The following is a 24,445-nucleotide window of genomic DNA, read 5'->3' on the forward strand; positions in this document are numbered from 1 at the left end:
GTGCCTGATACCGCAATCTGACTTCAGCCCGTGATCGCCCATTCTGTCGACGACCCTTTCTATTACCTGCACAACTTCCGCCAGGTAGTGCTGTGGGTCGAACAACGCTACCAGGACCTGCTCGATGAGCAGGAACTGGCTTTCATCCGTGCCTTCAGCCAACTGCAGGCGCCAGCCCAGGCCTTGATGGTGCGCATGGTCATGCGCAAAGGCGAGTTGTTTCGCAGCGACCGGCTCGACTACGCCGAAATCGGCGACAGCGCGCTGGCGCTGCAGCCGTTGCAGGTTCTTGGCTGGGTGCGGGAACCCGAGCAACTGGAACTGGAGCAGCTGTTTGCCTTGCTGCGCAAGGAGGAGCTGGCCCGCTGCTTCGCCCGGCAACTGAGCCGCCCGCGGGCCGCCAAGCATGAGTTGTTGGCACAGCTGCAGCCTTTGGAGCTGGCGGCCCGATCACTGCTCGAGTGGTTCCCGGACAGCGAGGTGCGCATTCTCCAGTGGTGCTTGCAGCCCCTGTGCGACCGTATCCGGTTGTTGTTCTTTGGCAACCTTTACCAGGACTGGTCAGATTTCGTCCTGGCCGACCTTGGCCTGTTGCGCTACGAGCAAGTACCGTTCAGCACAGATTCCCGCGCCTTGCAGCAACGTGACGATATCGACCTGGCCATGGCTTTGCATCAGTGCGCCGAGCGCCTGGAGCAGGGCGGCGATCCAGTGCCGATCCTGGCGACTCTACAAGGCCTGCACAGCGAGAACCCTTGGTTGGCCAGGCGCCATGCGCGCCTGCAATTCGCCTTGGGCCAACAATGCGAGCGTCTGGGGGAGTGGGACCTGGCCATGGCCGTGTATGCGCAGTGCAACCATGCCCAGGCGCGCATTCGCCAGGTGCGTGTACTTGAGCGCACCGAACAGTGGCCCCATGCCCACGCGCTGGCACTGCAACTTGCTGCGGCACCAGCCAATGCACTGGAGGTGCAAGCACTCGAGCGCATGCTGCCACGCTTGGCGCGTAAGCTCGGCGGCCCGCCACAGCGGCGCCAGCGGGCCACGCCGCTGGAGCTGATCGAGCTCGAACTGCCCCGCGAGCACGCTGCGCTGGGTGTGGAGGAAGCCGTGCGACAACACCTGGCACAAGAAGGCGGCCAGGTGCATTACGTGGAGAACACGTTGCTCAACAGCCTGTTTGGCCTGTTGTGCTGGGAGGCTATCTTTGCGCCGGTGCCCGGCGCGTTTTTCAACCCGTTCCAGGCGGCGCCACAGGACCTGCATGACAGTGACTTCCAGCAACGGCGCAGTGCGCTGTTCGATTTTTGTCTGGGCCGGCTGGACGATGGCAGCCATCGCCAGGCGATACTCGACTGCTACAGGGGCAAGCAGGGCCTGCAGTCGCCGTTCGTGTTCTGGTCCATGCTCAGCGAGCAACTGCTGGAGCAGGCCCTGGCTTGCCTTCCGGCAGCCCAGCTGAAACAGTGCTTTCTGCGCCTGTTGCAGGATATTCGCAGCAACCGCGCGGGCATGCCCGACCTGATTCAGTTCTGGCCAGAGCAGGGCCGTTACCGCATGGTCGAGGTCAAGGGGCCCGGTGACCGCCTGCAGGACAACCAGTTGCGCTGGCTGGAATTCTGCAGGCAACACGGTCTGCCCGTTGCGGTGTGCCATGTGCGTTGGCGCGAAGCGCCATGAGCTACAGCATTGCGGTGCGTGCTCTGTGCGAGTTCAGCGCCAAGGTTGGCGACCTGGACCTGCGTTTCACGCCGTCGCCCAGCGCTCAGGAAGGCATCGAAGGGCATCAGCGGGTAGTGGCACGGAGGGCTGCGGGCTACGAGTCGGAAATCACCCTTGAAGGCCAATTCGAAACCCTCAAGGTGCGGGGCCGCGCCGACGGTTACGACCCTGGCAGCAACCGCCTGGAAGAGATCAAGACGCACCGTGGCGACTTGGCGCGTCAACCCGCCAATCACCGTCAGTTGCACTGGGCACAGGCCAAGGTCTATGGCTGGTTGATGTGCCAGGCACGACAACTGTCCGCCATTGAGGTGGCGCTGGTGTACCTGGACGTGGACAGCGATGAGCAGACACTGTTCAGTGAACACTATGAGTCCGCTGAATTGCGGGCCTTCTTCGAAACCCAGTGCCAGCGCTTTCTAGGCTGGGCCCAATTCCAGCAACGACGCCTGGCCGAACGTGACCAAGGCCTTCAGGCGCTGCGCTTCCCCTACCCACAGTTTCGCCAGGGCCAGCGGCAGCTGGCCGAAACCTTGTACAAGGCGGTAAGCACCGGGCGTTGCCTGATGGCCCAGGCCAGCACCGGCATTGGCAAGACCCTTGGTACGTTGTTCCCGCTGCTGAAAGCCATGGTGCCGCAGCAGCTGGACAAGCTGTTCTTTCTCACCGCCAAGACGCCGGGCCGGGCGCTGGCCCTCGATGCCATGCGTCAGATCACTGATGCTGCGCCACAACCTGCTTTGCGCACACTGGAGTTGATTGCCCGCGACAAGGCCTGCGAGTACCTGGACAAAGCCTGTCATGGCGAGTCCTGCCCATTGGCCGCTGGCTTCTACGACCGCTTGCCGGCAGCGCGTGAGGCCGCCGCAACACTGCCGTTGCTCGACCGTGCCAACCTGCGCGAAGTGGCCTTGGCGCACCAGGTTTGCCCGTATTACCTGGGGCAGGAGATGGCGCGCTGGGTCGACGTGCTGGTCGCCGACTACAACTACTACTTTGATGCGCATGCCTTGCTGTTCGGCCTGACCCAGCTCAACCAGTGGCGCGTTGCGGTGCTGGTTGACGAAGCGCATAACCTGGTTGAGCGTGGTCGTGGCATGTACAGCGCCAGCCTTGACCAAGGGCAGCTGCTGGCCCTGCGTCAGCGCAAACCGCCCGGGCTGGTCAGCGCCCTTGACCGCCTGAACCGGCAGTGGAATGCGCTGTACAAAGAACAGCGTGCGCCGTACCAGGCCAGCGAGTCGCTGCCCGACGGGTTGTTGCGCGCCTTGCAGCAGTGCATCGGCCAGATTCAGGAGCAGATGAATCAGATGCCCGCGCACATGGACCCGCAGGTATTGCAGTTCTTCTATCAGGCCTTGCAGTTCAGCCGGGTTGCCGAGCTGTTCGATGAACACTTCCTGTTCGACATCAGCCAGCGCCAGGGCCCGCGCAAGCGCCGGCTGGCTACCCTGTGCCTGCGCAATGTCACCCCGGCGCGCCTGTTGGCCCCACGCATGCTGGCGGCGCGCAGTGTGACGCTGTTTTCCGCCACGTTGAGCCCGCGGCATTTCTACAGCGACTTGCTGGGTATGCCGGCCGATACCGCCTGGCTGGAAGTGGCTGCGCCGTTTCGCGCAGAGCAGCTGGAGGTACGGATTGCCAGCCAGGTGTCCACCCGCTACCAGCAGCGGCAAGCCTCTCTGGTACCGATCGTGGAGCTGATTGCCCAGCAGTATGAGCACATGCCGGGTAACTACCTGGCATTCTTCAGCAGCTTCGAATACCTGCAGCAGGTGGCCGACCTGTTGGCCGAGCGGCATGGGCAGATTCCCCTGTGGGCCCAGGCCCCGGGGATGGACGAGGCCGCCCGCCAGGCGTTTCTTGATCGATTTGTTGCCGACGGCCGGGGCGTTGGCTTTGCCGTATTGGGGGGGGCTTTCGGCGAAGGCGTGGATTTACCAGGTACCCGGCTGATCGGGGCGTTTGTCGCCACCCTGGGGTTGCCGCAGGTCAACCCGGTCAACGAGCAGTTCAAGCAACGCCTGGGTCGGCAATTTGGTGCGGGTTTTGACTACACCTATCTTTACCCGGGTGTGCGCAAAGTGATCCAGGCGGCTGGCCGGGTTATCCGTGGAGACCAGGACCGGGGCGTGCTGGTGCTGATAGATGAACGCTTCGCCGAGCCCCGGGTGCAGCAGATGTTTCCGGCATGGTGGCCCAAGGCTGCGCCGGCCAGCACGCCGGCTGATGACAAAAGCACGCTCCGATTGCGGTAAGATCACGAACCATGCCAGTTGCAAAGCCTTGTATATCAAGGTGATGGCACTTCACAGGGGCTTGATGGAATGCGCGCTTGGCATTCGTCAGGACTTGTTTTTATGTCGTTTCGACTTGCTTCAGGGTTTGCCAGTTTCACGACCGGCCGCCGCTTCGCTACAGGGTTCACGTTTTGTCCGATCTCCCCAAAAATCCGCTGCTGCAGTACATGGACCGCCTGGCCCCCTCCAGCCAGCAAACCATGCGCTACATCCTTCAGGACGCTGCCGACCGGCTTGGCTTTGTCGACTGCAATGTCGTCGACGTGCCTTGGCATCGGCTAGAGCCGGGCCATGTGATTGCCTTGGTGTCGGCCCTGCGTGCCGACGGTTATGCGCCAAACAGTTCGTCTTTGTATGTCAACGCCATTCGTGGGGTGATGAACGAGGCCTGGCGTCAGGGCCTGATCGACCATGAGCAGTTGCTGCGCATTCGTGAGGTCAAACCGGCCACCGGCAGCCGCCTGCCGCCAGGGCGCAACCTGCGCCGCAGCCTGATTCGCGAACTGATGGAGGTGTGCGCATCCGACCCTCGGCCGCAAGGCGTGCGCGACGCGGCGATCATCGCCTTGCTCTATGGCACCGGCATGCGCAAGTCAGAGTCGGTGGACATCGACCTGGCCCAGGTCGATTTCCAGGCGCGCAGCCTGCAGGTGGTGGGCAAGGGCAACCACCAACTGATCAAGTACGCCCCGCCATGGGCGTTCGAGAAGCTGCAGGCGTGGCTGGACTTGCGCCGTCAGGACCTGCCAGCAGGGGCAGAGGACGACCCGTTCCTGTTCAACCGCATCCGCCGCGGTAGCCACATCACCCGGGCGCGTATCACCAAGCATGCGATCTACTACATTGCCCGTCAGCGCGGTGCGCAAGTGGGGGTGAAAATCATGCCGCACGACTTCCGCCGGGCGTTCATCACCCGGGTGATCGAAGAGCATGATCTGTCGATTGCCCAGAAGCTGGCGCACCATGCCAATATCCAGACCACCGCCATTTATGACCGGCGTGACGACAACGAACGCCGGCGAGCGGTCGACCGCTTCGACTACTGAGTCCTTGTGTTTGCGGTCCATTCGCGGGACAAGCCCGCTCCCACAGGCTCCTCGCAGACCTTGAGTCCTGTGTAATACCTGTGGGAGCGGGCGCGCCCGCGAAGGGCTGCAAAGCAGCCCTATTTGCACGGATGTCGGCACTGAAACGGGGCCGACACGCGCCCCCGCTTTGTGCGCCATCTGCGCGCATGCCCGATGCCAGAGCGGCCACAGCTGAAGTTTCATCTGCCTTCACCTGCGGAGTTGGCCCGCAACCTGCTATATCCAGCCTGCGAATTTGATCGAGTGGTCAGGCCGCGCGCGCTAGCCATTGCCCGCGCCGGACCCTCTAAACGGCCAGCAGGCCACGGATTTCAGGGGCCGCAGGATGTCGCTCGCGGAGCAGATTGAACAACAACAAGACGATGCAGGCTGGAGTGCCCACCTGCAGTTGCGCTTTGTCAGGCGTGACGATGTGACCCGCCTTGGTGCGCGTCGGCATTTCGGACCTCTTTTGGTGCAGCGGCCCTTCTACCCGGAAGGTGCACCGTGCCATGTCTATGTGCTGCACCCGCCGGGTGGCATCGTCGCCGGCGACCGCCTTGATCTGGATATCCACCTGGAGCCCGACAGCCACGCGCTGCTGACCATGCCCGGTGCCAGTAAGTTCTACCGCAGCATCGGCCCGACCGCGCGGCTGACCCAGCGTTTTCAGCTGGCTGCAGGCAGCACACTGGAATGGTTGCCGCAGGACAGCATCTTCTTTTCTGGTGCCCGCGCCAGCCTCCACAGCCGCTTCACCCTCGAACCCGGGGCGCGCCTGCTGGCCTGGGAAACCCTGTGCCTGGGGCGCCCTGTCATGAACGAGCGTTTCGAGCAGGGCGCCCTGGACAGCTGTTTGCATATTGAACTACCCGACGACGTTGGCCTGCATGAACGCCTGCGTATCGAAGGCGGCCGCCTGGACAAGCTCGGTGGCCACCCGCTGCTCGCTACGTTCTGTGCAGCACCCGCCGACCAGGCGGTGCTGGAGCAGGTTCGCCCATTGCTCGATGAACTGGCCAACCCGGCCGGCGCGACCCTGTTGGGGTCGTTGCTGGTTATCCGTGTGCTTGACCATGACAACCAACACCTGCAACGCACCCTGCAACGCCTGTGGCATGTGCTGCGCCCGGCCGTCCTTGGCCTGCCAGCCTGCCCACCGCGTATCTGGGCTACCTGAGAGAGCGCCATGGAGCTTACCCCGAGAGAGAAAGACAAATTGCTGCTGTTCACCGCCGCATTGCTGGCAGAACGGCGCCTGGCCCGCGGCCTGAAGCTCAACTACCCGGAGGCCGTGGCGCTGATAAGTGCTGCCGTGCTCGAAGGCGCCCGCGATGGCCGCACCGTTGCCGAGCTGATGAGCCAAGGGCGCGAAGTGCTGACCCGCGAGCAGGTGATGCCCGGCATTGCCGAAATGCTCCACGACGTGCAGGTCGAAGCGACCTTCCCGGATGGCACCAAACTTGTGACCGTGCATGACCCCATCGTCTGAAACTGCCCAGGAGCCCCGCATGATCCCAGGTGAAATCCAGGTCGCCGCTGGCGACATCGAACTGAACAGCGGCCGGGAAACGGTCAGTGTCAGTGTGGCCAACCACGGCGACCGGCCGGTGCAGGTCGGCTCGCACTACCACTTCTACGAAGTCAACGAGGCGCTGGTGTTCGATCGTGCGCCAACCTTGGGCTTTCGCCTGGATATCCCGGCCGGCACCGCCGTGCGCTTCGAGCCTGGCCAGGCGCGCACTGTGCAACTGGTGGCCTACGCCGGCAAGCGTGAAGTCTATGGCTTCCAGGGCAAGGTGATGGGCCCGCTGGAGGGCAGGGTATGAGCCGTATTTCCCGCCAGGCCTATGCCGACATGTTCGGGCCCACCGTGGGCGACCGCGTGCGGCTGGCCGACACGGCATTGTGGGTAGAGGTGGAGAAGGACTACACAATCTACGGCGAAGAGGTGAAGTTTGGGGGCGGCAAGGTCATCCGCGACGGCATGGGGCAGGGCCAGATGCTGGCCGCTGAGGCCATGGACCTGGTGCTGACCAACGCGCTGATCATCGACCACTGGGGGATCGTCAAGGCCGACATCGGCATCAAGCACGGGCGTATCGCGGTGATCGGCAAGGCCGGGAACCCGGATGTGCAGCCGGGCGTCAACGTCCCGGTGGGCCCCGGTACCGAAGTGATCGCGGCCGAGGGCAAGATCGTGACGGCGGGGGGTGTCGATTCGCATATCCATTTCATCTGCCCGCAGCAGGTGGACGAGGCACTGAACAGCGGCGTCACGACCTTTATCGGCGGCGGCACCGGCCCGGCCACCGGCACCAATGCAACCACCTGCACGCCTGGCCCTTGGTACCTGGCGCGTATGCTACAGGCCGCCGACAGTCTGCCCATCAACATCGGTTTGCTGGGCAAGGGCAATGCCTCGCGGCCAGAAGCGCTGCGTGAGCAGATCGCGGCCGGTGCGGTGGGCCTCAAGCTGCATGAAGACTGGGGCTCGACCCCGGCGGCTATCGACTGCTGCCTGGGCGTTGCAGAGGAAATGGACGTCCAGGTGGCGATCCATACCGACACCCTCAACGAGTCCGGTTGCATCGAAGACACCCTGGCGGCCATCGGCGACCGGACCATCCACACCTTCCACACCGAAGGTGCCGGCGGTGGCCACGCGCCGGACATCATTCGCGCTGCGGGGCAGGCCAACGTGCTGCCATCCTCGACCAATCCGACCCTGCCGTACACGGTCAACACCGTGGACGAGCACCTGGACATGCTCATGGTCTGCCATCACCTGGACCCGAGCATTGCGGAGGACGTGGCCTTTGCCGAATCGCGCATCCGCCGCGAAACCATCGCTGCCGAGGACATCCTTCACGACATGGGTGCATTTGCCATGACCTCGTCCGACTCTCAGGCCATGGGCCGGGTCGGTGAAGTGGTGCTGCGCACCTGGCAGGTTGCCCACCAGATGAAACTGCGTCGTGGGCCTTTGGCGCCAGACATGGCCTACAGCGACAACTTCCGGGTCAAGCGCTACATCGCCAAGTACACCATCAACCCCGCGTTAACCCACGGCATCGGCCACGAAGTGGGTTCGGTGGAGGCGGGCAAGCTGGCCGACCTGGTGCTGTGGTCGCCGGCGTTCTTCGCGGTCAAGCCGGCCCTGGTGATCAAAGGCGGGATGATCGTCACCGCGCCCATGGGCGACATCAACGGCTCCATTCCCACACCGCAGCCGGTGCACTACCGGCCGATGTTCGGCGCCCTCGGCGCCGCACGGCATGCCACGCGCATGACCTTCCTGCCCCAGGCGGCAATGGAGCGCGGCCTGGCCGAGGAGCTGAACCTGCGCAGCCTGATTGGCGTGGTCAACGGCTGCCGCCGCGTGCGCAAGCCGGACATGGTCCACAACACCTTGCAGCCGCTGATCGAAGTCGATGCGCAGACCTACCAGGTGCGTGCCGACGGCGAATTGCTGGTCTGCGAGCCCGCCAGCGAACTGCCGCTGGCACAGCGTTATTTCCTGTTTTGAAGGAGCACCGATGATTGTCTTGACCCGCCGTATCACCGACCCCGGCACGCTTGCTGTAAGCGGCACCGTCACCCTGGACGTGGACAGCCGCATCAAGAGCCGCCTGCGGGTAACCCTGGACGATGGGCGCGAAGCCGGGCTCATGCTGGAGCGCGGCCACCTGTTGCGCGGGGGAGAGCTGCTTGCCGATGCTGACGGCAGCCAGTTGATCCGCGTACTGGCGGCGCCCGAAGCAGTGTCGACGGTGCGCTGCGCCGATCCACACCTGCTGGCTCGCGCGGCCTATCACCTGGGTAACCGCCACGTGCCCCTGCAGATCGAGCCTGGTCTGTTGCGCTTCCAGCACGACCATGTGCTGGGCGACATGCTGCGTGGCCTGGGCCTGACGGTAGAGGCCGAACAGGCACCGTTCGAACCTGAAGCGGGGGCCTACCAGAGCGCCCCGCATGGCCACAGCCATGCACACGGCAACGATCACCCGTTCGTACGCCTGCCTGCCCATTCCTGAACTGCCTTGGAGCAACCAATGAAAAAGACGCTCGCATTGTTTCTGCTGATGCTGGCCCTGCCAGCCTTCGCCCACCCTGGCCATGACAGCAACCCGCTGCAGGACGGCCTGTTGCACCCGCTGACCGGCCTTGACCATCTGCTGATGCTGCTGGGCACCGGGGTGCTCGCTGCATTGACCGGGCGCAGCCTGACGTTGCCCCTGGCAACCCTGGCGGCGATGTTTGGCGGCGCGGTGTGTGGCCACCTGTTTGGTGACATGCTGGGCATGGAAACCTTGATCGCCCTGTCGCTGCTGGTGGCTGCCGGGGCAGTGCTGCTGCCGAGCCGCCAGTTGCTGCTGGCCATGGCCATGCCGGTGTTCGCCTTGTTCCACGGCTGGGCTCATGGGGTGGAAGCCACGCCAAGCGCGTTCTGGCAATTCAGCGCAGGGTTTGTCGCGGTCAGCGGCTTGCTGCTGGCGGCGGGCTTTGCGGTCGGTTGCCTGTTGCGCCGCCACAGTGGCCTGCAGAAGGCCTTTGGCGGTGGCTTGCTGGCCGGCGCCGCGCTGGTGCTGGCCGGTTGATGGACAGCGACCTGGCATTGCTGCGCCTGCTGCAGCTGGCCAGCCCCGGCTTGCCGGTGGGGGGCTTTACCTACTCGCAAGGTCTGGAGTGGGCAGTCGAGGCGGGCTGGGTAAGGGGCGCGGACGGTTTTGCGGCCTGGCAGCGGGAGCAGGTCGACGACACCTTGGCCTGCCTCGACTGGCCGGTGCTGGCGCGTCTGTACCACGCTTGCCAGGGCGAGGATGCCGCGGCGTTCGCCCACTGGAGCCGTTTTCTGCTGGCCAACCGCGAGACCGCCGAGTTGCGCCTGGAAGAACAGCAGCGCGGCGCGGCGCTGGCCCGGCTGCTTGATGGCTGGCAATTGGGCCAGGCCCCGGCCTGGCGTGCCAGCCTTGAATTGACTCAACTGGGCGGCATGGCCTGGCTGGCTGCGCACTGGGCAATCCCGCTGCGCCCGCTGGCCCTCGGCTATGGCTTTGCCTGGCTGGAGGGCGCGGTAATGGCAGGAGTCAAGCTGGTGCCTTTCGGCCAGCAGGCTGCCCAGACCTTGCTGCGCGACCTGGGCACCGGCTTGCCGGCAGCCCTCGACCGGGCATTGGCCCTGGGCGATGACCAGCTCGGTGGCGGCCTGCCATTGCTGGCCATTGCGTCATCGCGTCACGAAACTCAATACACCCGTTTGTTCCGTTCCTGAGGACTGCCTTCATGCAAAGCTATCAACAACCCCTGCGCGTCGGTGTCGGCGGCCCGGTCGGTTCCGGCAAGACTGCACTGCTGGAAGCGCTGTGCAAGGCCATGCGCGACCATTACCAGATCGCCGTGGTCACCAACGACATCTACACCAAGGAAGACCAGCGCATCCTGACCGAGGCTGGCGCCCTGGAGCCGGAGCGCATTGTGGGCGTGGAAACGGGCGGCTGCCCGCATACGGCGATCCGCGAAGACGCCTCGATGAACCTGGCTGCCGTCGAGGCGCTGGCGCGCAAGTTTGGCAACCTTGAAGTGATTTTCGTCGAAAGCGGCGGTGACAACCTCAGCGCCACGTTCAGCCCGGAGCTCGCTGACCTGACCATTTACGTGATCGACGTGGCCGAAGGCGAGAAGATTCCGCGCAAGGGTGGGCCAGGCATTACCAAGTCGGACTTCCTGGTGATCAACAAGACCGACCTGGCGCCTTATGTAGGGGCTTCATTGGAAGTGATGGAGCGCGACACCCAGCGCATGCGCCCGCAGCGGCCGTGGACCTTCAGCAACCTGAAGAAGGGTGAGGGGTTGCAGGCAGTGATTGATTTCATTGTCGAGCGCGGGATGCTGGGTGTGCGTGGCTAATAGCGATATCCGTACTGCGCGGGCTCTTGCAGGAGCGGCCCTGTGTCGCGAAAGGGCCGCGAAGCGGCCCCGGCAGTATTCGCGTCCGCGCTGAAATCCTGGGGCTGCTTTGCAGCCCTTTCGCGACACAAGGCCGCTCCAGCAACGATTGCGTCTGGTTTGGTCAGTTGTGGCAGCAGTGTGGCTTGTCTGGCTGCCCTTCATAGCGGTCATGGTGCCGCACCCAGTCCATGGTCCCGCTTTCGTTGCGCCCCAGTGGCGCAATGTCCAGGAAGTTGTACGTGTTGACCAGAATGTCCAACCCGCGGGCGTAGGTGGAGTAGGTGTGGTACACGCTGCCGTCCGGTTCGCGGTAAAACGCACTCAAGCCGGGCAGTTCGCTTTCACTGCCGTCATACGGCGCATAGTTGTACTGCCGTTCACCCTCGCTGCCGACACTGACGCCAAAGTCCTCGTTGAAACCACTGCCCTGTGACGAGTACCAGGGAAACTGCCAGCCCATGCGCCGACGGAACGCCTGAAACTCGGCATACGGCGCTCGCGATACCGCCACCAGCGACACATCGTGGTGAGCAAGGTGCAGGTTGGCACCGTCAAAATGGTCGGCCAGGAACGAGCAGCCGGGGCAGCCTTCGCTCCAGCCCTCGGCGAACATGAAGTGGTAAAGCAACAGCTGGCTGCGCCCCGCAAACAGGTCGGCCAGGCTCAGTTCGCCGTCCGGCCCCTGGAACTGATAGTCGTGCTCGACCCTGACCCAGGGCAGGGCGCGACGGGCTGCTGCCAATGCGTCGCGGTGATGGGTAAAGGCTTTTTCGTGCAGCCACAGTTGCTGGCGGGCCGCCAGCCACTGGCTACGGGAAGCCACCGGATGCCTGCTTTCGCTTGTGCTCATGGTGCTGTCTCCACGCTGGGGGATTCACACACTAGACGAGCACGCTCTGTTCTATTCGACAGGCACCGGTGGCCATGCGATGAGCGGTACGTCGCTCAGCCCGAATGGGCGATATGCCCCTCGGCCAGTTCATCTTCTGCGTCATCTTCGCCGGGCAGCGCGGTGATCACGCTGAAGTCGCTGACTTCAACCTTGCCGCCGCCGTAGCCTAGCAAGTGAAAGGAAAACGCTTTGCGCTCGGTCGGGTTGTCAAAGCTGAACTCCATTTCCAGGGGGTCGTCGGCGGTGACCCTCAGTTCAGCAGGCAAGCCCAGCGGTACGTCCTGTTCCAGTTGCTTGGCCTTGAGCTGGATGTAGGCCACACGCTTGGGGTCCAGCGAGCGCACCTTGACCCGCACGCGGGTATGAGAGCCTCCCGGCATTTCCAGGTACTGGGCGCCGATCAGGTTATCGGCCCAGTCATCGTGAATGCGCTTGCGCAACTTGATCGGCGAAGGGCCGCCGAACTGGTAACGCAGGTTGAGCGGGGTTTGCAGCAGTGACTGGTCGAGCACCCCGGCCAGGGCGCCGATCTGCTGGCCCAGCAAGCTGTCACCCTGGCCCAGGTAGCGGGCCTGGTCGGCAATGAAACCCTCGCTGGCGTAACGCCGGCAGCGTTGCTGGAAGTCACACTCGGTGAAGACGCCCTGCCCGTCGTGGTAGCGCAGCATGCCGTTGGTGTAAGAAATCATCTCGCGGCCTGTGTCGTAGTCGCGGTACAGCGAACGGCCGCCAAGCGCCATGGGGATAGGCAGCGCAAAGTAGTCGAGCAGGGAAGTGGCCATATCGATATGGCCGTAGGTGCCGCGTTTGACAGGCGGCAACTGCGCCTGTTCTGGCGCCAGGGTGAGGTTGAAGCCCCAGGACGACGCCAGGCGCACGCCGTCGATGCCATGGGACTCGTCGGAGGTCACTACCACCAGGGTGTCTTTTAGCACGCCTTGGCGTTCGAGGTTGTCGAGGAAAGCCCCCAGCGCGTCGTCCAGGTAGGCAACCGCTGCCTGTTTTGGCGTGGCATAGCGCTCAAGGTACTCGGCTGGGGCGGAGTAAGGCTGGTGGGTACCCACCGTGAGCAGGGTCAGCATCCATGGCTTGTCCTGTTTCTGCAATTGGCCGACATAGTCCAGCGCCCCTTCGAAAAACGCCCGGTCATCCTTGCCCCACGGGAAGTCCAGGTAGTTCTTGTTGCGGAACCACTCCAGGCCATGCACCGAGTCGAAACCGATATGCGGCATGATGCGGTCCTTGGCCATGAAGCGCAGGCCGGCACCTTGCAGGTAGTGGGTGGTGAAGCCAGCCTGGCGCAGTTGCGCTGGCAGGCAGGCCTGGTTGCGTTCGTTCTGGGTCAGCAGCTCTACGCCTTTGGGCGTGCCGTTGGCCAGCTTGTCGTAATCACCACACAGCATCGCGTACAGGCCGCGGATGGTCTGGTGGGTATGCAGCACGTAGTCCGGGGTGTTCATGCCGCGCTCGGCCCATTGGCTGAGCTTGGGCATCAGGTCTTCGTCGAAGCGGCTGTGCAGGGCCTGGCGGTTGGGCCGCAGGTAGGCGCCGGGGATACCTTCCACCGTGATGACCAGCAGGTTGCGAGCGCTGCCTGGCCCGGCCAGTAGCCGCTGCCCGTTCAGGTCGGATTGGGTCAGGCCACTGCTGGCCAGCGGTGTGAAGGTTTGCGTGTGGCCCATCCAGCCTTCGACCGTGCGCTCCAGGCTGCCGACACCGGCTGACATCAGTTGGTGAGTGAGGTTGTACTGCCGCCACTGGTCGGCGTCGGTGGGTGCCAACTGCTGGCTGCCCCAGTGAGCACCGAACAGCAGCACTGGAATGGCCCATGCCTTGCGGGGCAGCGGCATGCTGCGTTGGGTACGGCCGCGCCAGACGGTGACCAGCCAGCCCAGAAGGCCGGCAGTAAGGGTCAGGGGCAGCCAGGGGTGCGCCAGGCCGCCACCTGTCGAATTTTCCATGAATTGCGGGTCGACCAGGTAGGTCAGGTCGGCGCTGGTTGGCAGCCGGCCTACCGCGCTAACCAGTTCGGCCGAGGCCACCCACAGCGCTGCCCAGGCCAGCAGCACCGGCAGGGCCAGCCACCATGGCCGACGGTGCAGCAGCAATACCAGCAGGCTGCCGAGGGCGAGGTCGGACAGGTAGCCGAGCGGGTTGGACCAGCCCAGCATGGCGCGCGTACCCAGTGGGATCACCAGTACCAAGGCTGCCAACGCGGCAAGCCGGGTACGCGGGTGGTCTGACAGGTTCTTCACAAAAACTTCCCTTTTGCCATTAAATCGTCATGCATCTGTGCTGGATGATAACAGGCCGGGGAAGGGAAAGCGGTTTGCTACAAGGCTGGTAACCAAAAGCCGGGCCCGCTAGCGCGGGCCTGGCCGAGGGCAAGCCTCAGAAGTAGTAAGGGAATTTCAGGCTGAAGGAAAAGTCGGGGGCATCGTCGGTCAGACCAATGGACAGGTTGGGTACGATGGTCAGGTTGTTGGTGGCGGCGAAGGTCAGGCCGATGTTGAAGTTGGCGGCGTTGTAGTCACTGTTGGAGATCGACTGCCAGTCGCCACCGTCCGGCTTGATCTTGCTCTTGCGGGCAAACTGGTCAGACACCGAGAACGACATGCTCATCTTCTCGTTCAGGGCAAAAGCGATACCGCCGCCAATTTGCCAGGAGTCGCCCAGCTTCACGTCACCCGGCACCTTGCTGTTGACCTGCGGGCTGATGTCGCTGAACGAGTCCTGCATGTTGTAGGTGTACGAGAGGCTGCCGAACAGCACCGCCGGGTCGAAGGTCTTGACCAGCGAGATGCCTGGCGTGATCGACCACACGCCGTTGCCGGTCGGCAGGCTGTCCGGGACGGACAGGTTGCTGTTGCCGTCCACTTCGCGCAGCTTGATGCCATAGGGGTCCTTGCCGGTCGGCGCCTTGACCCTCAGGGTGGCAACGGCGTCAGGCCAGGTTTCGTCCTCGTCGAGGAACTTATAGGCCACGCCAACGTTGATGTCGCCGATTTCCGGGTCGCGCGTGACGGTTGCATCGGAGGTACTGGCCCCGGCGCCTCCCGCACCGCCGGAAGAGTAAGTTGATTCGCGGTACACCACGGGGACGTTTATGTCGAACTGCCAGCGCTGCGCCAGGTTGTAGCGCGCGGTCATGTCCAGGGTCCAGTTGTCGGCCTTGATCCGGTCAAGGTTGATGCTGCCGAGGAAGATCGAATCCAGCGCCAGGAAGCCATTGAGCGTCAGCGCACGGGTATCGTAATGGGTATAGGTAACACCCGTTTCGAAGCTGAACTTGCCTCCGCCAAAGAATCCGCTGGCTTCGTCATACAGGTTGGAAACGCTTTGCGCCGGTTCGGAATCGGCCGTCAGCGCCTGGCCGTAGGAGCTGCCTGTGGCGCCCGGTGTGCCTGACGCGACGGTCTGCGCGCCTTTGACCCCTTCGGCGGGGGACTTGACCAGGCGCTTGGGCGGCGCCGCTGCCGGGGCCTCCTCGACCTGGCGCACCCGCTGTTCAAGTACCATCAGTGCCTGTTGCTGGGCCTCGTAGCGGCGTTTGAGCTCGATCAGTTCCTGTTTCAGCGCGTCCACTTGTGGATCGGTGGCTGCGTAGAGTGCGGTGGCGGGGGCCAGGGTAGTCAAACACACAAAAGCTCTGAGCGTTAAAGATCGGTACATGGAGTTGCCGTCCCTTCCAACTACTTTTGATGAGACTGAGCGTAGATCAGTATCCGAAAGTGCGAAGACCTTTGAGCTGGTCAAGGCTGCCATTGAGCGAAGCCGCTGTCGGCACGTTCTCGCGCATGACCACATTCAACGATGTCATGTTGTTGACCCGGTTGCCGTTGCCGAGCAAAGTCGAATTCTGCATCAGCCCCCCCTGGGCCAGGCGCTGCACGCTGCTGCCCTGGTTGTTGCTGGCATTGATGTTGAGCTGCACACCTACGCCGCTTGAAGACACGCTGAGCGAGCCGGCGCCGTTTTCCCCGAGCAGGGTCTGGCCGGCGGCCAGCACCTGGCCTTGCTGTTGCACGGCGGGGGCCTGGTTGGCCTTGGTAACGTTGATATCGACGTTGTTGTAGGCCGTGTTGTTGTCGCCGGCCGCACGTACCACCTGGGTCACACCCTCGGTAGTAGCAAGGCCATTGCCGCCGGTGACCACGCCAGTCCCGGCAGAGGGCGCACTGGTCGAGGCAGTACCTGTACCTTTTTCATCAATCATCGATACATAGAACTGGGGCTTGATGGTCGATTGCTGAACTTGAAGCGTGGAGGTCGCCCCGATCACATCGCCCTTGGCGTTTTGCCAGGTGCTGCTCATGACGATGCCGAAGCTGACGATCCGCCCCGGCATCACATAGCGGCCACGCAGGTTTGCCAACTCCTGGTCCTTCAGTTCAATGGGTTTCAACGCCTCGGCGTGGCTTGGCAAGCTGGCAGCCAGGCAGACCATGGCCAGCCACAATGAAGTCTTCATGAAATGCTCCCTGGAGCATCATGCTCCTTGTCATTAGAACAGTCGTTAGAAGAAGTCGCTTTTGATGAAGCCGAAGTCCAGCAGCTCGTTGTCCTTCACCGGGGTGAAGGTGTCCACCCGGCCCTTGGCGGTCAGGGGCAGGGGCGGGTCGAGCAGGATGTTGTTCTTGTCGTAACCCTGACCGATCACGGCGAAGATGATGCCGTTCCAGCCCTTGAGGAAGTCTTCGACTTTGTAGCGTTTGTGGCCCAGTACCGGGTCACCGATGTAGACCCAGCCTTTGTCGACCTTCTGCATGACCACGAAGTGCTTGTAGCCACGCACATCCATCAGCACGACGACCGGGATGCGCACGCTGTGCAGGGTGTCGGGTGCCACGCGGTAACCGCGGGCACGCATGCCCAGGCTTTCGACGTAGCGTTTCATGTCGAGCATCGAGAAGCCTTGCGTGCGCACCAGGTTCTGGTCGGCGTGGGCCAGCATGCCTTCGATGATCTGATGTTCGTCCACATCCAGCCAGTAGGCCTGGCGCAGAATGGTGGCCAGCGCGGCGGCGCCGCAGCTGAAGTCGGTTTTTTGTTGCACCAGGTCGGCGAATTTGCGTTCGCGCACGCTCTGGAGAGGCTTGAACACCACGGCGCCGCCCGGCAGGACGGACAGCGGCATTTGTGCAGCTTCGCTCACGCTGGCCAGGCACAGCAAAAACGCCAAGGCGAAAATACGCATGATCGGGTGCCTTACGGTGTGTTGGAGAAAGGCCCCCCGGAGGGGGCCTCAAGCGCAGCGTTTAGAACGAGGTGTTGGAGATGGCCAGCGAGTTGCTCTGCTGGTTGCCCACACCGGCCGCCACGTTCACGCCCAGGTTGCCGCTGCCACCGTTCACCGAACCGCTAAGGGTTGCAGTATTGGTAACAGGGTTGGCCCAGCCGGTCGGGGTCAGCACTTGGAAGGACACGGTATTGCTCAAGTCGTAAGCACTGCTTTCGCTGTAGCTCTTCGAAACGTCGTTCGAGGATTGTTTCGATTTTTCGCCAGACTTCGAGAAGTCAGACGCCGAAGCATTCTCGTACGAAGAGTCGTGCGACTTGGTGTACGAAGAGTCCTTGGACTTGTCGTACGACGATTGATGCGACTTGTCGTAGTTGGAGTCGAATGCTTTCTCGAACGACGAGTCGTATGCACTTTCGTGCGACTTGTCGACCGATACGTCCAGCGACGCATTCAGCGAACCATCGAAGCTGCTGGAGCGGGTGCGCTCGCGACGGCCATCATCGGTGGTAAGGGTACGCGTAGCGTTGGCTGCTGCATCCAGCGAAGCGTTCAGGTTGGCGCTGCTCGACGAGCTGTTGCTACCGCTGGCAGAGCCGCTGGCACCCCAGCTGTTAGAGCCGCTTGCGGTCGAACTGTTGGACCCGCTGGCATTGCTGGATGCCGAGCCGCTGGAGTTCCAGCCACTGGAGCCGCTGGAGCTGGCGCTTTGCGAGCCGGCCACGCTGAAGCTCGACGACGAGCTGCGGTCGTCGGTCGAGTTGAACGTGCCATCGCGCGAGCTCGAACCGCTTGCCGAGGTGGTGATGGTAATCGTATCAACCCGGTAGGTGCGGTCTGCGCTGTTGTTCACAGTCAGGCCTGGGCCGTCCTGGTTGGCGGAAGCAGTGGCAGTGGCGTTACCCAGTGGGGCACCCGTGTTGGCGATGGCCATGGTGTTTTTCTGTTGGTTGAGGTCGCCACCGGCAATGTTGATGCCGATGTTGCCCTCAGCCCCGCTGGCCGAGCCGCTCATCACAGCCGAAGACTGGGTCGAATAGTTGTCGACCCGGTTGTTTCTGCTGGTTTGCTCAACGTCGGCAGTGGCATTGGCCATGCCGAACACGAAGCTGTTGTCCAGGCTCGACTCGGAGCCGGCATTGGCGATGGCAGCGGCGTTGTCTTGCTGGTTGCCGTTACCGGCGGCGACGTTGATACCAACGTTGCCGCTGGAGCCTGTGCCCGAGTCACTCATCTCGGCTTCGTTGATGGTGCCTTGATTGCTGATGCGATTGTTGGTGCTGCTTTGGGTATCCCAGGCATTGGCCGTTGCATACACAGGGATCTTGGTGGGTGGAGGCGTGTGCTGACCATTGTTATTGTGGCCGTTGTGGTGGTCGTTGCGCCGATCGTTTTGTCCAGCTTGTACAGCAACAGCCATGACCGCAGCAATTGCGAACACCAGAGGCTTGATTGCCATCGAGGGTTTCATGGTGATTCTCCGTACTTTATTAGGTTAAGTGTTGTTCTTAACTGATTGGGTCAATCCGCGACCCGGATGCTCAAGGTGTTGGCCATTCGGTTTCCCACCCCGGCACTCTGATTCAGCTGGATCACCCCACGGCTACCGGTGAATGCCTGGTCACTGGTGGTGACCTGGCGATGGCCGAGTGCGGTGTCAGCTGGATCGGAGTTGTTGAGCAGCGCCACGTTCTGCTGCATGAGGACGCTGTCGTCGATGCTTTGCGGTTGAGCGCTGAGGCTGATGCTCAGGGCATTGGCTTGCTGGGTATTGGCACCGGCGCTCTGGTTGACACCCAGTGCGCCACTGCCGTTGCTGAATGCGTTGCCTTGAATGGTTGAGCGGGCATCCATCGCAGGGTCAGCCGGCGTGTTGAGCCGTTGCCGGATCTGTGTGCTGGCGTTCGCTTGCGGCCCGACGGCGATGGCGCGGGCATTGACCTGTTGCTGCTTGTCACCCGCGGCCTGGTTGACAGAGAGGTTGCCCTGATAGCGGCTGCCGGAATCGTCGATGTCGGCGTTGTTGATGACGGGCACCAGGGACTGGGCGAGGGCTGGCGCACTGCACAGGGTGGCCAGAATCAGCAGCATGTGCTTCATCTCACTTGCCCCCGCCTGTCAGGATCTGCAACGGAGCGAGCCCGCGCTGAACACTTGAGTTGACCATGTTCGCGATCCCGTTGCCCGATCCCCCGGTGCCGCGCCCACCCGAGAGGTTGGGCAGTTGGTTCTGATTGCCGAGGTGGCCACCCAGGTTGTTGGTTTGCTGGGTGATCATGTTGCTGATGCCTGCGCCACTGCTGATGCTGGCGAAATCGCCATCACTCAGCTCGTTGGTCTGCTTGAGCACGTAGGCAGAAGGGTTGGCATTGACTGTAGTAGGGCTCGGGTCAGGGATCAGGGGCGGTATCGTCGCATTGCGCACCTGCACATCGCGCTTGATGATGATGATCCCGTTGTCCGCCTGGGCCGTCAGGCTCAGTGACCCGAATACACAACCCAGCAGTACCAGGTGATAGAGGCGTTTGTCACTCTTCCTCACGACGGCAACTCCTTCTTTGTGCGCTGGCCCTGTTCAGCGATGCGAACAACAGAGCAGAAGGTGTGCCGCTTTTGAGAAGCGTTTGCAGATCAATGGGTTAAAGCAAGGGGCTGAGAATCTGCGGCGTATTCTGTCTCAGGGTTGATACAGATAGCCCGGGGGATTGCTGGCCAAGCCAGCAGTGGCTTTGACTGGAAGGGTTTTTGCAGGGGTGTTTCACTGGCTTGACAGTGACCCCGATGCGGGGGCAGGCCCCGCATTTTCGGGGGCTTTGCCCCACCGGTGTGTCTCAGACGCTTAACACTCGGTCGGGCATGCTGGCGTATCGCTATTAAGCAGTGTAGCAACCGCTTGCAGGGCCAGCAATTGGCGCTGTGGCCAATTGCCTTCAAGTATCTGGTGTGGCTGGTGGTGCCGCTTGAGCCAAGCCAGGCTGTCGTTGAAAAAGCGTTGGCGGTCGTTGAGATCGGGCTGGCTACGCTGGCCATCAGCAACCCAGTCCACGCCTTGTGGGCTCAGCAGCAGGTGCAGGTCGTAACGCCGGGCAAGCAGTGCCTGTTCCAGCCAGGGCGGGCAGTCATCGAACAAGGCGTGGCTCCAGAGCATGTTGCTGAGCAGGTGAGTGTCAAGGATCAGCAGTGGCGGGGCCTGCTCGCGGGCCCGGTCCTCCCAGGCCAGCTGGCCCCGGGCGATGGTGGGGATATCGGCGTAGCAGGTATCGCGGCACTCTTGGTCGATGAAGTGGCGCACGTACTCGGGCACCACCACGCCGCCGAAATGCGCCTGAATCACACCACTGAGCCAGCTCTTGCCACTGGATTCGGGGCCGCACAGTACCAGGACCTTCATGGGCTGCTCTGCGTTCATGCCTGTACCAACGCCGGATCCCGACGCCATTCCAGCCAGCCGCGCACGGCGATCAGGGTAAGCACGGCGAAGAAGCCCGCAGTGAAATACAGCTGCTGGTGCAGGTACTGGCCCACATAGACGATGTCCACCACCACCCACAGCGGCCAGCATTGCAGGCGCTTCTGGGCCATCCACAGTTGCGCTACCAGGCTGAAGCCGGTGAGGGTGGCGTCGAGCCAGGGCAGGGCGGCATCAGTCCAGTTGGCCATGGCTGCACCCAGGGCTGCGCTCAACAGCAGCCCGGCAGCCAGGCCACTGAGCAGTGCAGGGCGTTGCAGGCGGGAGACCTGGCGGGCATCTTCAGCATGGCCGGGGCGCTTCCATTGCCACCAACCGTACAGTTGCAGGATGGCGTAGGCCAGTTGCAGGAGCATGCCCGAATACAGCTTGACTTCGAAGAACAGCCAGCCATAGATCAGCACCATGACCAGCCCGATCGGCCAGCACCAGGCGTTCTGCTTGACCGTTAGCCAGACAGCGGTAACGCCGAGGACGGCGGCGATGAGTTCAAGGCCGGACATCGGCGATCCTTGGAGAGTCTATCGAGGGAAGGGCGCGATTGTAGCGGTTCGGCTGGGGAAGGTGTAGGGCGTCAGGTGGCCGGGGCCGCAAAGCGCCCCCGGCAATCTGAAGGTCAGACCCGGAACTGGCGCAGCAATTGTTCCAGTTCCTCGCTCAACTGCCCCAACGCCACTCCGGCATCACTGGACTGCCGCGCCGCATCGGCAGTCTGCTGGGACAAACCGGCGGTATCCAGCACGTTGCGGTTGATCTCCTCGACCACATGCGTCTGCTGCAAGGTGGCGCTGGCAATGGACGCATTCAAGGCGGTGAGGTTGTTCAGCGCCTGGTTGATGGCATCCAGGCTGGCGCCGGCCTCGCGGGCTTGCTCGACGGTCTGGCGCGAGGCTTCGCTGCTGGTGTCGATCGCCTTGACCGCCGCGTCCGACTGGCTTTGCAGGTGCGCGATCATGGTATGGATCTCGGCCGTCGACTGCGCGGTGCGCTGGGCCAGCAGGCGCACCTCGTCGGCGACCACGGCAAAGCCGCGGCCTTGCTCGCCGGCCCGCGCGGCCTCGATGGCCGCGTTCAGCGCCAGCAGGTTGGTTTGTTCGGCGATGGAACGGATGACATCCAGCACGCCGCCAATGCGCGTGCTGTGCCCGGCCAGGTCGCGGATTACCTGAACGGCCTGATCAATGGTCAGCGACAGCCGATCGATCTGTGCCAGGCTGCCGTGGATGGCCTGTTGGCCGTGCGTCACCTGCTGCTGGGCAGTGCGCATTTCGCCGGCGGCCTGTTCGGCGGTCTTGGCCACGTCTTGCACCGCGTAAGTCACCTCGTTCACGGCGGTGGCCACCTGGTCCATCTGTAGCGATTGCTGGGCACTGCGCTGTTGTGCGGCCCCCGCATTGTCACCGACGTGCCCGGCGGACTGGGCCAATGCATGGGCTGCACCCTGCAACTGGCCGACCACCCCTTGGAGCTTGCCGTTGAAACGGTTGAAGTGCTCACCCAAATGGGTGATTTCGTCACGGCCATGCGTATCCAGGCGCCGGGTCAGGTCGCTCTCGCCGCTGGCGATGTTGCCCATGGCCTGCACGGCCTCCTGCAAGGGGCGGGCGATGCTGCGGGCAATCAGCAAGACCACCAGCGCCATCAGCAGGGCAATGCCCACGCCGACCAGCGAGGCGTCGCGCAGCTGGCGGGCGAACTCGGCCTGCACGTCATCGACGTATACGCCCGACCCGATGATCCAGCCCCACGGCTTGAACAGCTGTATATAGGAAGTCTTGGCCACCGGCTCGCTGGCGCCCGGCTTGGGCCAGCGGTAGTTCACCGGCCCGGCGCCCTGCTGGCGGGCCAGTGCGACCATCTCGTTGAACACGGCAAAACCGTCGGGGTCGCGAATGGCCGAAAGGTCCTGGCCGTCAAGCTTGGGGTTGGCCGGATGCATGATCATCTTTGGCCCCAGGTCGTTGATCCAGAAATAGTCGTCGTGGTCGTAGCGCAGCGCTCGCACCACTTGCAGCGCCTGTTGCTGGGCGGCTTCGCGGCTGAGTGCACCGGCCGCCTCCAGCCCCTGGTAATAGGCCAGCACACCGGCTGCTGTCTGCACCACGTGGCGGGTCTTCTCCGCCTTGGCCTGGTACAGGTCACCGTGGATCTGGCGCAGCATCAGCAGGCCCAGCACCACCAGCATGGCCACTGCCACTACAAGGATCAGCCACAAGCGACGGCTGATCGACATTGATCTCAAGGTCTTCATCCACGAGCTCCCGCATTGTTCTTTTTATAGAGGTGCATCCAAGCATGCTTTGCGGCAAGGCCCCACTCGACTAATGGCTAGGTGCTATCTTTGTCAGAGTCTGTAGCAGGTCGCGTAAAGCGATTGCAAAGGGGCTCTGTCAGGATTTCGGCCGCGCAAGATGAAACCTTTAGCAGCCGTGAACATTTCTACTGGCGTTGCGACCAACAGTCGCTGTAAAACAGCCGGGCCGCGTGCGGCAACTTCAAGCAAATCAAGAACAAGGGGCGTGCAACAGGCAGCGCTCCATCCGGGGGAATGATGGATTTTTGGACTGCCTTTCAGGCAATCATCTTAGGCGTGGTCGAAGGGCTGACGGAGTTTCTGCCGATCTCCAGCACCGGGCACCAGATTATCGTCGCCGACTTGATAGGGTTTGGCGGTGAACGGGCCATGGCTTTCAACATCATCATTCAGCTGGCGGCGATCCTGGCAGTGGTGTGGGCGTTTCGCGGCAAGATTCTCGATGTGGTATCTGGTCTGACCAGCCAGCCCAAGGCACGGCGTTTCACCGGTAACCTGCTGTTGGCGTTCTTGCCGGCGGTGGTACTGGGCGTATTGTTCGCCGACCTGATTCATGAGTACCTGTTCAACCCGGTCACCGTGGCGACGGCACTGGTGGTAGGCGGCATCATCATGCTCTGGGCTGAGCGTCGCGAGCACCGCGTGCAGGTCGACCATGTAGACGACATGCGCTGGAGCGATGCGCTGAAGATCGGTTTCGTCCAGTGTCTGGCGATGATCCCGGGCACTTCGCGCTCCGGCTCGACCATTATCGGTGGCCTGCTGTTCGGCCTGTCGCGCAAGGCGGCGACCGAGTTCTCGTTCTTTCTGGCGATGCCGACGATGGTGGGTGCGGCGGTGTACTCGGGCTATAAGTACCGCGACCTGTTCCAGCCAAGTGACTTGCCGGTGTTTGCCATCGGGTTCGTGACTTCGTTCATTTTCGCCATGATCGCGGTGCGTGCGCTGCTCAAGTTCATTGCCAACCACAGCTATGCGGCATTTGCCTGGTACCGCATCGTTTTCGGGCTGTTGATTCTGGCGACCTGGCAGTTCGGCTGGGTTGACTGGTCTACAGCACATGGCTGAGGCGCTGCGCGGGCAAAGGGCTGACGGCGTGCGCAACGTGCGCTTGAAATTGCTGCTGTTGGGCTTGCTTTGCCTGTTGCCCGGCTTGGGAGCGGTACGCATGGGGTGGAGCCATCAGGCCTGGTGGCCGTTGGCGCTGTACCCGGCAATGAGCCTCATCAGCCTGTTGCTGTACTGGCAGGATAAACAGCAGGCGCGTACGCAGGCCTGGCGCACCCCAGAAAAGGTGCTGCACGCCAGCGAATTGCTGGGTGGGTGGCCGGGTGCGCTATTGGCCCAGCAGTTGTTCCGGCATAAAACCCGTAAGGTTTCGTACCAGTTGGTGTTCTGGGGGATTGTGCTGATGCATCAGGTGTTCTGGGCCCATTGGCTGTTTTTTGAGGGGCGTTATCTGCCTTTCAATTGATTTTTGCCTGTATCGG

24 protein-coding genes are annotated in these 24,445 nt (G+C 62.8%); 13 read left to right on the forward strand and 11 right to left on the reverse strand.

Annotation, left to right across the window (positions count from 1 at the left end; translation table 11 throughout):
• Window positions 1-30 precede the first annotated feature (30 nt).
• The 11 genes from LU684_RS09795 to ureG all read left to right on the forward strand — a co-directional run bounded on the left by LU684_RS09795 (window position 31) and on the right by ureG (window position 10,999).
• The gene (locus tag LU684_RS09795) at window positions 31-1,680 is read left to right on the forward strand and encodes a VRR-NUC domain-containing protein (protein WP_102689210.1); all 1,650 of its coding nucleotides are present in this window, start codon (window positions 31-33) and stop codon (window positions 1,678-1,680) included.
• Entirely contained in the window at window positions 1,677-3,980 is a 2,304-nt protein-coding gene (locus LU684_RS09800; protein WP_016486437.1) for an ATP-dependent DNA helicase, read from the forward strand. Before LU684_RS09795 ends, LU684_RS09800 begins: the two co-directional genes overlap by 4 nt.
• A gap of 173 nt (window positions 3,981-4,153) precedes the next feature.
• On the forward strand, window positions 4,154-5,068 hold the full coding sequence (locus LU684_RS09805; RefSeq protein WP_016486438.1) for a site-specific integrase: 915 nt from the start codon (window positions 4,154-4,156) through the stop codon (window positions 5,066-5,068).
• Between the two features lie 367 nt (window positions 5,069-5,435).
• The gene (locus LU684_RS09810) at window positions 5,436-6,269 is read left to right on the forward strand and encodes an urease accessory protein UreD (RefSeq protein ID WP_023047955.1); all 834 of its coding nucleotides are present in this window, start codon (window positions 5,436-5,438) and stop codon (window positions 6,267-6,269) included.
• A gap of 9 nt (window positions 6,270-6,278) precedes the next feature.
• Window positions 6,279-6,581 (forward strand): urease subunit gamma, encoded by a 303-nt coding sequence (locus LU684_RS09815; RefSeq protein WP_016486440.1) that lies wholly within the window; start codon window positions 6,279-6,281, stop codon window positions 6,579-6,581.
• Between the two features lie 19 nt (window positions 6,582-6,600).
• Window positions 6,601-6,918 (forward strand): urease subunit beta, encoded by a 318-nt coding sequence (locus LU684_RS09820; protein ID WP_016486441.1) that lies wholly within the window; start codon window positions 6,601-6,603, stop codon window positions 6,916-6,918.
• Window positions 6,915-8,618: an urease subunit alpha gene (gene ureC / locus LU684_RS09825; protein ID WP_232894579.1), complete on the forward strand. Its 1,704-nt coding sequence runs from the start codon at window positions 6,915-6,917 to the stop codon at window positions 8,616-8,618. The genes LU684_RS09820 and ureC overlap by 4 nt, the downstream gene beginning before the upstream one ends.
• A 10-nt stretch (window positions 8,619-8,628) precedes the next feature.
• The gene (gene ureE, locus LU684_RS09830; RefSeq protein WP_016486443.1) at window positions 8,629-9,126 is read left to right on the forward strand and encodes an urease accessory protein UreE; all 498 of its coding nucleotides are present in this window, start codon (window positions 8,629-8,631) and stop codon (window positions 9,124-9,126) included.
• Window positions 9,127-9,144: 18 nt separating this feature from the next.
• The gene (locus LU684_RS09835) at window positions 9,145-9,690 is read left to right on the forward strand and encodes a HupE/UreJ family protein (protein WP_016486444.1); all 546 of its coding nucleotides are present in this window, start codon (window positions 9,145-9,147) and stop codon (window positions 9,688-9,690) included.
• A complete protein-coding gene (locus LU684_RS09840) occupies window positions 9,690-10,364 on the forward strand; it encodes an urease accessory protein UreF (RefSeq protein ID WP_060516645.1) in 675 nt (224 codons plus the stop codon). Before LU684_RS09835 ends, LU684_RS09840 begins: the two co-directional genes overlap by 1 nt.
• An 11-nt stretch (window positions 10,365-10,375) precedes the next feature.
• Window positions 10,376-10,999 carry an urease accessory protein UreG gene (gene ureG, locus LU684_RS09845; RefSeq protein ID WP_010953755.1) on the forward strand — a complete coding sequence of 208 codons (624 nt, stop codon included), beginning with the start codon at window positions 10,376-10,378 and terminating at the stop codon, window positions 10,997-10,999.
• A 163-nt stretch (window positions 11,000-11,162) separates the two neighbouring features.
• On the opposite strand, the gene LU684_RS09850 is transcribed toward ureG, so the two are convergent.
• From LU684_RS09850 to mcpP, 11 genes are all read right to left on the reverse strand, one after another.
• Window positions 11,163-11,891: a DUF899 domain-containing protein gene (locus LU684_RS09850; RefSeq protein WP_016486446.1), complete on the reverse strand. Its 729-nt coding sequence runs from the start codon at window positions 11,889-11,891 to the stop codon at window positions 11,163-11,165.
• 95 nt (window positions 11,892-11,986) lie between these two features.
• Window positions 11,987-14,188, reverse strand: coding sequence for an LTA synthase family protein (locus tag LU684_RS09855; RefSeq protein WP_232894580.1), 2,202 nt, complete (start codon window positions 14,186-14,188; stop codon window positions 11,987-11,989).
• 136 nt (window positions 14,189-14,324) lie between these two features.
• Window positions 14,325-15,605, reverse strand: a complete 1,281-nt coding sequence (locus LU684_RS09860) for a hypothetical protein (RefSeq protein WP_232894582.1) — start codon at window positions 15,603-15,605, stop codon at window positions 14,325-14,327.
• 46 nt (window positions 15,606-15,651) lie between these two features.
• A complete protein-coding gene (locus tag LU684_RS09865; protein WP_232894583.1) occupies window positions 15,652-16,404 on the reverse strand; it encodes a hypothetical protein in 753 nt (250 codons plus the stop codon).
• A 45-nt stretch (window positions 16,405-16,449) separates the two neighbouring features.
• A complete protein-coding gene (locus LU684_RS09870) occupies window positions 16,450-17,130 on the reverse strand; it encodes a C39 family peptidase (protein WP_016486450.1) in 681 nt (226 codons plus the stop codon).
• A gap of 61 nt (window positions 17,131-17,191) precedes the next feature.
• Window positions 17,192-18,643: a hypothetical protein gene (locus LU684_RS09875; RefSeq protein WP_016486451.1), complete on the reverse strand. Its 1,452-nt coding sequence runs from the start codon at window positions 18,641-18,643 to the stop codon at window positions 17,192-17,194.
• A 50-nt stretch (window positions 18,644-18,693) separates the two neighbouring features.
• Window positions 18,694-19,272 carry a hypothetical protein gene (locus LU684_RS09880; RefSeq protein WP_016486452.1) on the reverse strand — a complete coding sequence of 193 codons (579 nt, stop codon included), beginning with the start codon at window positions 19,270-19,272 and terminating at the stop codon, window positions 18,694-18,696.
• Between the two features lies 1 nt (window position 19,273).
• Complete coding sequence (locus LU684_RS09885; protein ID WP_016486453.1) at window positions 19,274-19,714, reverse strand: hypothetical protein; 441 nt, start codon at window positions 19,712-19,714, stop codon at window positions 19,274-19,276.
• Window positions 19,715-20,011: 297 nt separating this feature from the next.
• The gene (locus LU684_RS09890) at window positions 20,012-20,581 is read right to left on the reverse strand and encodes an AAA family ATPase (protein ID WP_016486454.1); all 570 of its coding nucleotides are present in this window, start codon (window positions 20,579-20,581) and stop codon (window positions 20,012-20,014) included.
• Entirely contained in the window at window positions 20,578-21,144 is a 567-nt protein-coding gene (pnuC, locus tag LU684_RS09895) for a nicotinamide riboside transporter PnuC (RefSeq protein WP_016486455.1), read from the reverse strand. Before pnuC ends, LU684_RS09890 begins: the two co-directional genes overlap by 4 nt.
• A 113-nt stretch (window positions 21,145-21,257) precedes the next feature.
• Window positions 21,258-22,892, reverse strand: a complete 1,635-nt coding sequence (gene mcpP / locus LU684_RS09900) for a methyl-accepting chemotaxis protein McpP (RefSeq protein WP_232894585.1) — start codon at window positions 22,890-22,892, stop codon at window positions 21,258-21,260.
• A 300-nt stretch (window positions 22,893-23,192) separates the two neighbouring features.
• Here mcpP and LU684_RS09905 point away from each other — a divergent pair, with 300 nt between their 5' ends.
• Together LU684_RS09905 and LU684_RS09910 are read left to right on the forward strand one after the other, a co-directional pair.
• A complete protein-coding gene (locus LU684_RS09905) occupies window positions 23,193-24,023 on the forward strand; it encodes an undecaprenyl-diphosphate phosphatase (RefSeq protein ID WP_031312576.1) in 831 nt (276 codons plus the stop codon).
• Window positions 24,016-24,429 carry a DUF1294 domain-containing protein gene (locus LU684_RS09910; protein WP_016486458.1) on the forward strand — a complete coding sequence of 138 codons (414 nt, stop codon included), beginning with the start codon at window positions 24,016-24,018 and terminating at the stop codon, window positions 24,427-24,429. The genes LU684_RS09905 and LU684_RS09910 overlap by 8 nt, the downstream gene beginning before the upstream one ends.
• Window positions 24,430-24,445: the final 16 nt, after the last annotated feature.

The organism is Pseudomonas sp. NMI542_15 (assembly GCF_021283425.1).
Classification (GTDB): Bacteria; Pseudomonadota; Gammaproteobacteria; order Pseudomonadales; family Pseudomonadaceae; genus Aquipseudomonas; species Aquipseudomonas fortuita.